A 12780-nucleotide genomic window follows, 5' to 3' on the forward strand; every position below is an offset into this window, starting at 1 on the left:
AGCCGGCCAAACGGTTGCGATTTTCAGCGTTGCGCCGGCTGCCGGTGTGATCGAATGCGACGCACCGCGGGCGGCGCCAACCGTCTCGACACGGCGGCGCCCGAGATGGCATCTTTGGCGCCCTTCGCGCCACCCTGGTCTCGCTACCGGAACCTCGAGACCGCGACGCATTCGATGAGGGAGCCGAGTTGTCCGGCAGCACTTCCGACCGCAGTCTTTCCTTCCTCGCCGGCGGCGGCGAGATGGGCGAACGCATGCGCGCGATGGATTGGGCGCAGAAGCCACTCGGACCGCCCGAGCAGTGGCCGCCGGCGCTGAAGATGATCGTCGGCGTGCTGTTGGCGAGCCGCTTCCCGCACTTGCTCTGGTGGGGGCCGGACTATCTGTCGATCTACAACGACGCCTACCGTTCGGTGCTCGGCACCAAGCATCCGTGGGCGCTCGGTCGCCCGTTTCGTGAGGTCTGGACCGAAGTCGCGCACGTGCTCGCACCGCTGATCGACACACCATTCCACGGCGGTCCGGCGAGTTGGACCGACGACATCCAGCTCGAGATCAATCGCCACGGCTTCTTCGAAGAAAGCCATTTCCAATTCGCCTACAGTCCGGTTCCGGACGACACCGCGCCGAACGGTATCGGCGGCGTGCTGGCGACGGTGAACGAGATCACCGAGAAGGTGATCGGCGAACGGCGCCTCGCCATCTTGCGCGACGTCGGCAGCGACAGCGGGGCGGCGCGGCCGGTCGAGGAAGTCTGTGCGGAGATTGCGCAGGCGCTCGCGTCATACCCGCTCGACATCCCGTTCGCGCTGATCTACCTCTGCGAAAGCGAAGGGAATCGCGCCCGTCTCGCCGGCGCGACCGGCGTCGCCGGCGGTGCGCCGGCCGCGCCGATATCGATCGATCTTGCCACGCCGTCGAACTGCTGGCGCTTCGACGAGGTCGCGCGCACGCAGGCGCCGGTGATCGTCGAAGCGCTGTCCGAGCGCTTCGAGGAGGTGCCGCCCGGTCCCTGGTCCGATCCGCCGCAGAAGGCTTTCGTCGCGCCGATCCAATCGTCGCCGCCGGGCCAGTTAGCGGGCTTCCTCGTCGTCGGCGTGAGTGCGCGGCTGGCCTTGGACGAGCGCTATCTGGCCTTCCTCGATCTGCTGGTGGCGCGGGTGTCGGCCGCCATTGCGACCGCGCGCGCCTACCAGGCCGAGCGGCATCGCGCGGAAGCGCTGGCCAAGATCGATCGCGCGAAGACCGTGTTCTTCTCCAACGTCAGCCACGAATTCCGCACGCCGCTGACGCTGCTGCTGGCGCCGCTGGAGGACTTGCTCGGTGGGGTCGTGCCGGACGAGGCGGTCGCGCGCCGGGCAATGATCGAAGTCGCGCATCGCAACGCGCTCAGGCTGACCAAGCTGGTCAACACACTGCTCGATTTCTCGCGCATCGAGGCCGGTCGCGCCGATGCCGTGTACGAGCCGACCGACCTGGCGCAGCTGAGCGCGGAGCTGGCGAGCAACTTCCGATCGCTGGTGGAACGCGCCGGCCTTGACCTCGAAATCGATGCCGCGCAACCGGTGATCGCCGTCGTCGATCGCGAGCTGTGGGAAAAGGTCGTCCTCAACCTGGTTTCCAACGCATTCAAATTCACCTTCGAAGGCCGCATTTCCGTGCGCGTGCGGCGCGAAGGCGAGTACGTCGTGCTCGGCGTCAGCGATACCGGAACTGGCATCGCGGCACACGAACTGCCGAACCTGTTCAAGCGCTTCCATCGCATCAGCGGGGCGCGCGGGCGTTCGTTCGAGGGCAGCGGCATCGGCCTGGCGCTGGTGCACGAGATCGTGCGCTTGCACGGCGGCACGATCGAGGTCGACAGCAGCGAGGGCCGCGGCAGCACCTTTCGCGTCACGATTCCGAGCGGATCCTCGCACCTGCCGCCCGAGCGCATACGCGCCGAACGAGCTCGCCTCTCCACCGCGATTCGCCCGCGCGCCTACGTCGAGGAAGCGACGCGCTGGCTGTCCGCTCCGGCGCCGGACGCGCTCGAAGTCGACTCGCCGCCCGACTACCTCGAGACGGACGTGCCGCGGCGGCGCGTGCTGGTCGTCGACGACAACACCGACATGCGCGAGTACATCGCGCGGCGCATCGCGATGCATCACGAAGTCGTGGTCGCGTCGGACGGCGAGGAAGCGCTGCGCGCAGTTGCCGCCCGGCCGCCCGATCTGGTCGTCACCGACGTGATGATGCCGCGCCTGGACGGCTTCGGCTTCCTGCGCGCGCTGCGCGCCGATCCGAGTCTGCAAGGCATTCCGGTGATTCTGCTTTCGGCACGCGCCGGCGACGCCGCGCGCGTGGAAGGCATCGACGCGGGCGCCGACGACTACCTGACCAAGCCGTTCTCCGCCGACGAGCTGCTCGCGCGCGCGAACAACGCGCTTCGACTGGTCGACTTGCGCCGGCGCGAAGCATCGGCGCTGCGCGAGAGCGAGGCGCGCTTCCGCGCCCTGGTCAACGCGTCTTCCAACGTGGTCTATCGCATGAGCGCGGACTGGACCGAGATGCGCCACCTCGACGGCCGCGGCTTTCTCGCCGACCTCGAGCGGCCGAGCATCGCCTGGCTGACCGAATACATCCTGCCGGAAGACCACGCCGAGGTGACTCGCGCGATCGAGAACGCCGTGCGCGAAAAGAGCGTCTTCGAGTTCGAGCATCGCGTGCGCCGCATCGACGGCTCGGTCGGCTGGGCCCAGTCGCGCGCGATTCCGATCGTCGAAGACGGCCGCATTGTCGAGTGGTTCGGCATGGCCACCGACGTGACCGCGCGCAAGCAGTCCGAACAACATCGCAAGCTGCTGCTCGACGAACTCAATCACCGCGTCAAGAACACTCTCGCGATCGTGCAATCGATCGTGCGGCAGTCGTTGCGCGAGGTTGAAGGTTCCGAGCTCGCGCGCGATCAGCTCGACCAGCGCCTGATCGCGTTGGCCAAGGCGCACGACACGCTGACGCGCGAGCACTGGGAGGACGCGCCGATCGCGCGCGTCGTCGCCGACGCGCTGCGGCCGCACCGGCTCGAAGGGCGTGCCGACTTTTCGATTCAAGGTCCGCCGGTGTCGCTGTCGCCGCGTCAGGTGATCGGGCTTTCGATGGCCTTGCAAGAGCTCGTCACCAACGCGATCAAGTACGGCGCGCTGTCGGTCGCGGGCGGCACGGTCGACCTTTCTTGGCAGCTGGTGCCCGAGTCCGCGCCGCCGTTGTTGCGCATCCGCTGGATCGAACGCGGCGGGCCACCCGTGCGCGCGCCGCGGCGTCGCGGCTTCGGCATGCGCCTGCTGTCGCGCGGCTTGAGCCAGGACTTGGGCGGCGGCGTCGAGCTCGACTTCGCACCCGGCGGACTGCGCTGCACGATGGAAGCGACGCTCGAGATGCGGCAGCGTCGTGCGCCGAGCGCACACGCCGGCGGGGAGGGGTCGCGTGCCTGAGCTGGCCGGTAAGCGCATCTTCGTGGTCGAAGACGAAGGCATGATCGCGATCTTGCTCGAGGATTTTCTCGAGGAGATCGGCTGCGTCGTCGCGGCCAGCGCGGCGACGCTGGAACAAGCTCTCGCGCAAGCCGAATCGGTCGACGCCGATGCGGCGGTTCTCGACCTCAATCTCGCCGGACGTTCCTCGGTCGACGTCGCCGCCGTGCTGGCGCGACGCGGCATTCCGTATCTGTTCGTGACCGGCTACGGCGGCATGGCGGAAACGGAGCCGACCTCGGCATCGGTGTTGACCAAACCGTTCCGAACGCGCGATCTCGAGCGCGCGCTGCGCACACTTTTTAGCGCTTGAGCACCGCTGCGATCGCCGCGTCAGGCGCGCTCGGTGTCAGTGCGGAAGCGCACGCCGAACGTGCGTCCGTGCTTGTTGCCCCAGTCGTACAGTGCCTGCAGCGGAGCGGCGAGCTCGCGACCGCTGGCAGTCATCGCGTAGCGCTCCTTGCCGTCGGCACCGGCCTGCAATGCGATGAAGCCGGTCTCGACCAGATCCGCCAGACGCTGCGTCAGCATCTTGTCCGACAGCGACGGAATCAGCCGGCGCAATTCCGAATAGCGCAACGGCTCTTGCTTGATCCGCGCCAAGATCACCGCTTTCCATTTGCCGCCGAGCGTGTCGAGCGCGAACTCGACCGGGCAACCGTAGGTTCTGCCGCGCTGGGTCATACGCGCATGATAGGCGCTGCGGCGGCGCGAGGGCGAGCGAACCGAGAGCCAGCGAACGACGCCATCACTTGTCGGCGTCGTTCGAGCGGTCACCGGCCTCGCGGTGCCCTTGCGCAGGTCCCCAACCCCAGCGCGGCATCGGCCATTCGCCTTCGGGTTTTTCGATTCCCTCGGCGGAGTTGATGACCGCGAGCTTGGAGCCCCATTCGAGGTAGCCGACGAACGCGTCGCGAAACGCGGGATCGGCCGGCAGGCCGACTTCGACTGCGGTCTCGAGCATCATCTCCACCCAGCGCGCGCGCTGCGCTTCGGTGATGCGGCGACCCAGATGCTTGGCGATCATGCCGATGTGGCTGCCGCCTTCGCTGGAGTAGAGCGGCGCGCCGCCGAACACTTCGGCGATGAAGTCGGCGACGCGTTCGGCGTGACGGCGATCCATGTGTTCGAACACCGGCGCCAGCAGCGGATCGTGCGGCACCTTGGCGTAGAACGCGACGGTCAGCGCCTTCAGCTTCTCGCGCCCGCCGGCCCATATCGCGAGCGAGGGCAGGTTCGGATGCGGCGTCGGCCGTTCCGCTGGCGGACGATCGCTGAAGCCGTTGAGCGCATGCGTGCCGTCGCAGAACGGCTTGCTGCTCGATCCGCCGCAACGGCAGAGCAGGGCGTGCGTGGTCTTGGCGAAGGTTCGTCCGGTGCCGCTGACCAGCTCGGCCGGTCCTGCGACTTCGAGCGGACCGTCTTTCATCGGGGTGATCGTCAGCGGGCCGGCGCGCGGGTCGAGCGGACGATAGGGCAGGGTGTCGGGCTCGCCGGTGGCTTGGAAGGCGACCTCCGCATGACTGCCGTCGCAGAACGGCTTGTTCCGCGACGCGCCGCAGCGGCACAACGTGCGGCGGCGCATCGGTGCAGCGGACGGATGACCGGCGATCTCGATGCGCGCATCGATCGCGTAGGGCCCGTTCTGGCGCGTGCGGATGGTATTGACCGGCGGATCGACCTCGTCGAGCGCGGCATCCTTGGCGCGATAGGCGATGGCGCCCGAGGGGCAATTGCGCGCGACCGCCGCGAGCGCGGCCGCGTGCATTTGATCGGGAAAGATCCACTCGCCCGGCGTGTTCGCCTTGAAGACGTCCGGCGCTTGCAATACGCAGAATCGCGAATGGATGCACAGCCGCGCGTCGAAGCGTATTTCGATCTGCTCGCCGATGGCGACTTCGGGTTGGCTCGGCTCGTCCGTCACGCGCAAGCCGCCTTCGCACGGCCTTCGTGCGACGGATTGGCATCGATCCGATCCGATGCCGGCGAGAGCAAAAGCGATCCGACCATGCTCAATCGGCCTTGGTCACTTGCGTGAAGACGACCTGCCAATGCCCTTTGCGTTTGGCCCAGACGTCGACGAAACGCGCGTGGATGGTCGACTCCTTGCCGCGATTGAGCCCTTTCGCATCGACCATTCCGCCGAGCACCGCGCCGTCGCGCCAGACGCGCGTGACCGGCTGGGTGAGGTCGACCGCGAGCGTCTTGCTCCCGGGTGCGGTCGCATCGGCGATGGAGTCCGCCTTGGTATGCGTCTTACCGTCCGCGTCCACCACCGCATAGTCGTCGGCCAGCAAGCGCTCGAGTTCGGCACGGTCGGATTTGAATTGCGCCAGGTCGTAGGCGGTCGCGGCGGCGGCGAGATCCTTCGGCAGCGCGCGATAGTCGCCGACTTCGCCGGCTTGCGCGGACGTCGCCATCCAGGCGGCACAAACGATCCAACTCCAGAGTATCGAACGCATGCGGTTCTCCGATGGCGGGATGGAGGGACGAGCGAGTGCGCGTAAAAGAGCAGGGCGGCAAGTGCATTTCAACGAACCAATTGGTTCGTGGCGGCGAACGATAACAACGTGCCGAGAAGAAGTCCGTCGGCGCCGAAGCCGAATGCGAGCTTTCACCGCGGCGGCAGGGTTCACCCGCGACTCAGTTGCCGCCTCGCAGCATTTCGGTCATCGGGCTTACGGAGAGGCGGCAATGAGCGAGAACCGGCGCGTGCGCGTTTCCCTGTGGATCGAAAGCGAACCTGCGCGTATCCACGCGGCCTTCATCGATCCCGCCGCGCTGACGCGCTTTTGGCTCGCATCGGCCGACGCGCCGCTCGCGCTGGGGCGCAGCGTGCGCTGGGTGTTCAAGGTCGCCGGCGCCCACACCGATACGACGGCGACACGGCTCGATCCGCCCCACACCTTGGAATGGGATTGGTCGGACGGATCGCATGTGCGCATCGAGCTGGAGCCGATCGCCGGCGGCAGCGCGGTGACGGTGCTGCACGATCTGGCCGCCGACATCGCCGATCCGCACGCCGCGGCGCTCGACGCGACGGAAGGCTTCGCCTACGTGCTGGCCGATCTGAAGAGTTGGATCGAGTCGGGAACCTCAGCGGGAATCACGGCGGGCAAAACGAAACTGATCGAGCTTCAGCGCTGACGCGCGCAAACGGCAGGAGGTGGCGATGCCCGTTCTGAGCCGAAAATATTTGCGTTTGTCCGGCGGCAGCAGGCTCGCCTATGCATCGGCCGGTGATCCTTCCTTGCCGGCCGTGCTGTTGCTGCACGGCCTGCCGAGTTCGGCCGACACGTTCCGCGACGTCGTCTCCGAGCTGGCGCAGGTCGCGTACCTGATCGTGCCCGACCTGCCGGGTTTCGGTGCGTCCGAACCGCTGGCGAAAACTTCGTTCGAGGGTTACGGCGAGGCGATGTTCGAGCTGTTGGCGGCGCTGAACGTCGGGCCGCGCTATCTGTATCTGCACGACTTCGGTGCGCCGGCCGCTTTGCACGTGGCGATGAACGAGCCCGATGCGGTGCTCGGTCTGATCGTGCAGAACGCGAATGCGCACCGCTCGGGCTTCAGTCAGCAGTGGGACGACGTATTCGCCTTCTGGGCCAATCCCAATGCAGAGACGACAGCGGCCGTGACCGGCCATCTGACCTACGAAGGGACGCGCGATCAGTATCTCGCCGGCGTGCCGCCCGAGTTCGCGGCGCACATATCGCCGCAAGGCTGGGAAGAAGATTGGCGCGTAATGAGCCTGCCCGGCCGGCTCGACATGCAGCGCGAACTGCTCGCCGACTACGGCAACTACGTCGCGCGGTTCGACCAAATCTCGCGCTATCTGATCGAGCAGCAGCCGCGCGCGCTGATGGTGTGGGGACGCCACGACGTGTACTTCGAGATCGAGGAGACCTTGTCCTGGATGCAAGAGCTGCCGCGGATGGAGTCGCACATTCTCGACGGCGGGCATATGCTGCTGGAGACGCACGCGGCGCCGGCAGCGGAACTCTTCGCCAAGTTCATCGCGGGCGGCACGCACTAGGCGCCGTCGTTTTGCGACGGCGAAACCGAAGGCTGCGTGGGCGTCGTATCGATCGACGCCGGCAAAATCCCGATGCCCTGCAGCCAACGCTCGAGCAGGGAAGGCCAAACCGCAACCGGATGCTCGGTGGGCCGCAAGGTGAAGGCGTGTCCGCCCTTGGCGAAGAGATGGACTTCGGCGGGCACGCCGGCCGCGTCGAGCGCGCGTGCGTACAGCGTGCTGTTGCAGATTTCGTCGACCGGATCGTCCCAAGCCTGCAGCAAGAAGGTCGGCGGCGTTTGTTGAGTGACGCGGATGCCGGGATCGAGCTTGCCGCCGCGGCGGCAGAGATGGCCCGGATAGAACGCGACGGCGAAATCCGGGCGGCTGCTGACGCGATCAACGGCGTCGGCCGGCACATAAGCCGGCTCGAATAGGTTGCTGGTCTGCGCGACCAGATAGCCGCCGGCGGAAAAACCGATCACGCCGATCTTGTGCGGATCGATCCGCAGGCTTTCGGCCTGCGCGCGCACCAGCTTGATCGTGCGCTGGGCATCTTGCAGCGCGCGCGGCACTTTCGGCGTGACGGCGCAGCGGCAGTTCTCGTCCCAATGGTGAGCGCTTTTGGGAACGCGATATTTGGATAGGACGCAGGTGATGCCTTTGGAGGCGAGCCATTGGCAGATCTCGGTGCCTTCGGAGGTGATCACCACCGCCTTGAAGCCGCCGCCCGGGAACACGATCATCGCAGCGCCGGTGTTGCGGCCCTCGGCGGGAAAGATCGTCATGGTCGGATCGGTAACGTCGAACACCGCTTCGGAGACGGTTCCTCCGATCGCCTGCGGCGTTTGCACGGTCAAGACGCTCTCGGGCGCACGCGCGCCGCTCTCCGTTCCGGGTGCGCCGTTCGGCCAGATCGGAACCTGTTTCAGTCCGGCAGGCGCTTGCCAAAGACGAACCGTTTTGACTTGGGCTGGCGGTGACTTCGTCGGTGCCGCTTCATTCGCTTGCGCACCGGCTTCGCCCGCGATCGAGAGCGGCGTTCCGAAAAGTAAAACGAGAAGCCAACAAATCCTGTGCATCGTCGATCCCGCTCGATGGATGGGCCGGCGCAGGCTGCGCCGATGCCGTAGTCCGAACAAGCGCGCCGGCGCAATCGCCCGAGTTTCGACTGCGCAAGCGCCTGCGTGCGCCTCATCGGTGGCCGTCTTGCCATCTATCGCCCGCAGAATGTCCGTTCGCGCGATCGCCATCGAGCCGCGGCGGCGCACGCGTTGTCGCTCGCTTTGTCTTGTCGATGAGGCAAAGGCGCGCACGTCGCACAATGTCGCGGCCCCCGTTCTGCGCTTGCGTTCCCGATAGGGCCGAGCTTTACTGACCGTGGGTTGCGCGCTTGCCATCCCGCGGGCAGCAAGACGCAAGCTCTTTCGATCCGAGCGCCGCAACACGCGGCGTCGGCGAGCGGTCCGGGGAGCTGAAATCCGGGTCGATGGCGCCGCGCCGATCGCAGCGAAGTCCTTCGAGGAAGCCGTCATGTTCGACCACTTCGATCCGGTCCTGCTCGCACGAATCCAGTTCGCTTTCACGGTCAGCTTCCACTTCCTGTTTCCGGCCTTCTCGATCGGGCTCGCGAGTTTCCTCGCCGTGCTCGAAGCGCTGTGGCTGAAGACGCGCAAGCAGGTCTATCTCGACCTGTTCCGTTTCTGGTTGAAGATCTTCGCGGTCGCGTTCGCGATGGGTGTGGTGTCGGGCATCGTCATGTCGTATCAGTTCGGCACGAACTGGGCGGTGTTCTCCGACAAGGCGGGGCCGATCATCGGGCCGCTGATGGCGTACGAGGTGATGACGGCGTTTTTCCTCGAAGCCGGCTTCCTCGGTGTGATGCTGTTCGGCATGAAGCGAGTGGGGCCGCGCCTGCATTTCTTGGCGACGCTGATGGTCGCACTCGGCACCTTCATCTCCGCGTTTTGGATCTTGAGCGCGAACAGCTGGATGCACACGCCGACCGGCTACGCGATCAACGAAACGGGCCAGTTCGTACCGGCCGGCAGCTGGCTCGACATCATCTTCAATCCGAGCTTCCCCTACCGCCTCGCGCACACGCTGATCGCGGCTTACTTGACCACCGCGATGGCAGTCGGCGGCGTCGGCGCGTATCACTTGCTGAAGGATCGCCGTGCGGCGAAGGATCGGCGCGAAGGGCAGGAGTTGTCGCCGTCGCTGGCCGCATCGAGAACGATGTTTTCGATGGCGATGTGGATGGCCGCGATCGTCGCGCCGATCCAGATCGTCGCCGGCGATCAGCACGGTCTCAATACGCTCGAACACCAGCCGGCCAAGGTGATGGCGATGGAGGGTCACTACGACAGCCATCCCGACGGCGCGCCGCTGATCTTGTTCGGCATTCCGAATACGCCCGAGCGCAGGGTCGACTACGCCATCGAAATTCCCAAGCTGTCGTCCTTGATCCTCAAGCACGATCTCAACGCGCCGCTGGCGGGGTTGGATACGATTCCGCTCGATCGGCAGCCGCCGGTCGGCATCGTGTTCTGGTCGTTCCGCATCATGGTCGGGCTCGGCTTGGCCATGCTCGCACTCGGCGCGTGGAGCTTGCTCGCGCGCCTGCGCAAGCGGCTGTACGACTGGCCGGCGCTGCATCGTGCCGCGATCGCGATGGCGCCGTCCGGCTTCGTCGCGGTGTTGGCCGGCTGGGTCACCACCGAAGTCGGGCGGCAGCCGTTCACCGTCTACAACCTGCTGACCACGGCGCAGAGTGCGTCGCCGCTGGCCGCGCCGGCCGTGGGCGCGTCGCTGCTTGCCTTCATCGTGGTGTACTTCATCGTGTTCGGCTTCGGCACGTCTTACATCCTGCGCTTGATGGCGAAGGGCGTGCAGATCCAGGAAGAGCCGCTGGCCGAAGGCGACGGCCCGATCCGCACCGCCGGCCTCACGCCGGGCCCCGGCATGAAGATGGCCAAGGGAGGCACGCCATGAGCTTCGACATCGCCATCGTGTGGGCGGCGATCATCCTGTTCGCGGTGTTCGCCTACGTCGCCATGGACGGTTTCGATCTCGGCATCGGCATCCTGTTCCCGATCTTTCCACCCGGTCGCGAACGCGACCAGGCGATCAATTCGATCGCGCCGGTGTGGGACGGCAACGAGACCTGGCTGGTGCTCGGCGGCGGCGGGCTGATGGCCGCGTTTCCGCTGGCCTACGGCGTGGTGATGACAGCGCTGTATCCGCCCATCATCGCGATGCTGCTGGCGCTGGTGTTTCGCGGCGTCGCGTTCGAAGCGCGCTGGCGCGATCCTGCACATCGTCCGTGGTGGGATCTGGCCTTCACGCTCGGCTCCACCGTGGCGGCGTTTGCGCAAGGGGTGACCTTGGGCGCGTTGCTGCAAGGTGTCCACGTCGAGAATCGCGTCTACGCCGGCGGCTGGCTCGACTGGTTGTCGCCGTTCTCGCTGCTGACCGGCGCCAGCGTCGTGATCGGCTACGCCTTGCTCGGCGCCACCTGGCTGATCTGGAAGACCGAAGGCGTGGCGCAGGCGCATGCGTATCGGATCGCACCGCGGCTGGGTTTGGCTTTGCTGGCCGGCATCGTCCTGGTCAGCGTGGCGACGATCGGGCTGCGCTTCGACTACTACAGCCGCTGGACCGCCTACCCGGCGGTCTTGCTGACCGCGCAGGTGCCTCTGCTGACCGCGATCCTCGGCTACGCGTTCCTGCGCGCGCTGCGCAAGCGACGCGAACTGTCGCCGTTTCTGCTCACGCTCGGCTTGTTCCTGCTGACTTTCGTCGGCTTGTGCATCAGCATGTTTCCCTACGTCGTGCCGCGCGCGCTGACGATCTGGGATGCTGCGGCGCCGGCAGCCAGCCTGCGCTTCATGCTGGTCGGTGCCGCGGTGCTGATTCCGATCATTCTCGCCTACACCAGCTGGTCGTACTGGGTGTTCCGCGGCAAGGTCGGCCACGAGGGCTACCACTGATGGCGACGCAAGGCGAATGGCGCGAACCGTTGTGGAAGCGTCTGGCCTGGTTCGTCGCGCTGTGGATCGGCGGCGTCGCCGTGGTCGGAGCGGTGGCCTGGCTGCTGCGGCTTTGGATCGGTCGATGAGCATGCAAATAGTCGACCGGTAGCGTCCACTCGATCGTTTCGACCGAAGGTCGATGTCAGCGAATGGCCCGAACCGACGTAACCGCCGGTTTCGTCGCCTGAGCTTGCAGGACCTCCGATGCCGTTTCCTCTCGCGTCTTTCTTATTGGCGGCATTCGCAGCCGCCGATGGCGGGCAAACCCTGCCGCCCGCCGCCGCTTCGAACGATGCGGACACCACGGCCGTCGGTCGCGTCGACGTCGTTGCCGTCGTTCCGCTCGACCAAGTTACTGCCGGCGTGGAGTCGCGTCCTTCGAACGTGGCCGTCGATCCCACCGCCTACTATTCCAATCTCAGCGGATTCTCCGGCGTCATCGCGCCGTTCGGAAACACCGCGGCCTTTCCGATCGGCCTCAGCACGACCATGGGCTGCGACGACCTGACCGTGGGGGGAGGCGCGCCCAGTATCGATCTCGGCCGCGTGCGCTTCACCATCGCCAACCAGAACAACGTCGCGATGCGCGTGACTCCGACGATCGTGTTCTACCAAAGCGACGATCTTCGAGCCCCGCGCAGGCGCGTCAGCGCCCCGGTCCGTGCGGCCCATCCGGTGACGATCCCCGCGAACGCGATGCAGATCGTGCAGCTGGACATCGCGATGCAGACGCTCTGGCTCGATGCAACGCGAACCTTGTGGGCCTGCGTCTTCTACGACAATTTCGACGACCCGTCGGCCGGCACGGTGGCGCAAATGAATCAGCTCGGTGCCGCGCTATTCGATCCGATCGCGATTGGCAGTTCGAGCAACATACTGTTCGTCAACGTCGATCCGCACGACAACATGGCGGAGCGGCCGCTGGGTTCGCTGTTCTTCTACGACACCGTGCCTTCGAATTTCGGTTGGGAGCTGTTGCCCGTTCCTCCCGATGCGATTTTTGCGAACGGATTCGAGCGCTAGCTCAGGATCGCTACGCAATTCATCGTGCGGCGCCACGTCGCGGATGGGGCGCAGCCAAAATCGACGAGAAGTGCTAAATTCCCGCGGTCGAAAAAGGCAGGCTTGGTTCGGGTAGGCCCAAGCCCTTCCGCTCGCGGAAGCTCTTATCCTTGCGTGGTCGCAATGAGATACCTCGACGTTCCCGGCGCGTTTGCGTCTT

12 protein-coding genes are annotated in these 12780 nt (G+C 66.2%); 8 read left to right on the forward strand and 4 right to left on the reverse strand.

Features of this window, described 5'->3' with window-relative positions; translation table 11 throughout:
- Positions 1 to 188 precede the first annotated feature (188 nt).
- Both AC3QL3_RS10340 and AC3QL3_RS10345 read left to right on the forward strand, forming a co-directional pair.
- Positions 189 to 3473, forward strand: coding sequence for an ATP-binding protein (locus AC3QL3_RS10340; RefSeq protein WP_492898671.1), 3285 nt, complete (start codon positions 189 to 191; stop codon positions 3471 to 3473).
- Positions 3466 to 3825, forward strand: a complete 360-nt coding sequence (locus AC3QL3_RS10345; RefSeq protein ID WP_492898673.1) for a response regulator — start codon at positions 3466 to 3468, stop codon at positions 3823 to 3825. Before AC3QL3_RS10340 ends, AC3QL3_RS10345 begins: the two co-directional genes overlap by 8 nt.
- A gap of 20 nt (positions 3826 to 3845) precedes the next feature.
- Here AC3QL3_RS10345 and AC3QL3_RS10350 read toward each other — a convergent pair whose 3' ends face one another.
- The 3 genes from AC3QL3_RS10350 to AC3QL3_RS10360 all read right to left on the reverse strand — a co-directional run bounded on the left by AC3QL3_RS10350 (position 3846) and on the right by AC3QL3_RS10360 (position 5974).
- The gene (locus tag AC3QL3_RS10350; RefSeq protein WP_492898675.1) at positions 3846 to 4196 is read right to left on the reverse strand and encodes a winged helix-turn-helix transcriptional regulator; all 351 of its coding nucleotides are present in this window, start codon (positions 4194 to 4196) and stop codon (positions 3846 to 3848) included.
- Positions 4197 to 4260: 64 nt separating this feature from the next.
- Positions 4261 to 5436, reverse strand: coding sequence for a CDGSH iron-sulfur domain-containing protein (locus AC3QL3_RS10355; RefSeq protein WP_492898677.1), 1176 nt, complete (start codon positions 5434 to 5436; stop codon positions 4261 to 4263).
- Positions 5437 to 5524: 88 nt separating this feature from the next.
- Positions 5525 to 5974, reverse strand: a complete 450-nt coding sequence (locus AC3QL3_RS10360) for a nuclear transport factor 2 family protein (RefSeq protein WP_492898679.1) — start codon at positions 5972 to 5974, stop codon at positions 5525 to 5527.
- Between the two features lie 232 nt (positions 5975 to 6206).
- On the opposite strand from AC3QL3_RS10360, the gene AC3QL3_RS10365 reads away from it, so the two are divergent.
- The gene (locus AC3QL3_RS10365; protein WP_492898681.1) at positions 6207 to 6659 is read left to right on the forward strand and encodes an SRPBCC domain-containing protein; all 453 of its coding nucleotides are present in this window, start codon (positions 6207 to 6209) and stop codon (positions 6657 to 6659) included.
- A 25-nt stretch (positions 6660 to 6684) separates the two neighbouring features.
- A complete protein-coding gene (locus AC3QL3_RS10370) occupies positions 6685 to 7545 on the forward strand; it encodes an alpha/beta fold hydrolase (RefSeq protein WP_492898683.1) in 861 nt (286 codons plus the stop codon).
- Here the strand turns inward: AC3QL3_RS10370 and AC3QL3_RS10375 are convergent.
- Positions 7542 to 9110: an alpha/beta hydrolase gene (locus tag AC3QL3_RS10375; protein WP_492898685.1), complete on the reverse strand. Its 1569-nt coding sequence runs from the start codon at positions 9108 to 9110 to the stop codon at positions 7542 to 7544. The genes AC3QL3_RS10370 and AC3QL3_RS10375 overlap by 4 nt on opposite strands.
- Here AC3QL3_RS10375 and AC3QL3_RS10380 point away from each other — a divergent pair.
- The 4 genes from AC3QL3_RS10380 to AC3QL3_RS10395 all read left to right on the forward strand — a co-directional run bounded on the left by AC3QL3_RS10380 (position 9058) and on the right by AC3QL3_RS10395 (position 12581).
- Positions 9058 to 10518 carry a cytochrome ubiquinol oxidase subunit I gene (locus tag AC3QL3_RS10380; RefSeq protein WP_492898687.1) on the forward strand — a complete coding sequence of 487 codons (1461 nt, stop codon included), beginning with the start codon at positions 9058 to 9060 and terminating at the stop codon, positions 10516 to 10518. The two genes, AC3QL3_RS10375 and AC3QL3_RS10380, sit on opposite strands and share 53 nt — an antisense overlap.
- On the forward strand, positions 10515 to 11516 hold the full coding sequence (cydB, locus tag AC3QL3_RS10385; protein WP_492898689.1) for a cytochrome d ubiquinol oxidase subunit II: 1002 nt from the start codon (positions 10515 to 10517) through the stop codon (positions 11514 to 11516). The genes AC3QL3_RS10380 and cydB overlap by 4 nt, the downstream gene beginning before the upstream one ends.
- The gene (locus AC3QL3_RS10390) at positions 11516 to 11644 is read left to right on the forward strand and encodes a DUF2474 family protein (RefSeq protein WP_492898691.1); all 129 of its coding nucleotides are present in this window, start codon (positions 11516 to 11518) and stop codon (positions 11642 to 11644) included. The genes cydB and AC3QL3_RS10390 overlap by 1 nt, the downstream gene beginning before the upstream one ends.
- Before the next feature lie 118 nt (positions 11645 to 11762).
- Complete coding sequence (locus AC3QL3_RS10395) at positions 11763 to 12581, forward strand: hypothetical protein (RefSeq protein WP_492898693.1); 819 nt, start codon at positions 11763 to 11765, stop codon at positions 12579 to 12581.
- Positions 12582 to 12780 lie beyond the last annotated feature (199 nt).

It is taken from the genome of Dokdonella sp. GW821-FHT11D02 (genome assembly GCF_058808595.1).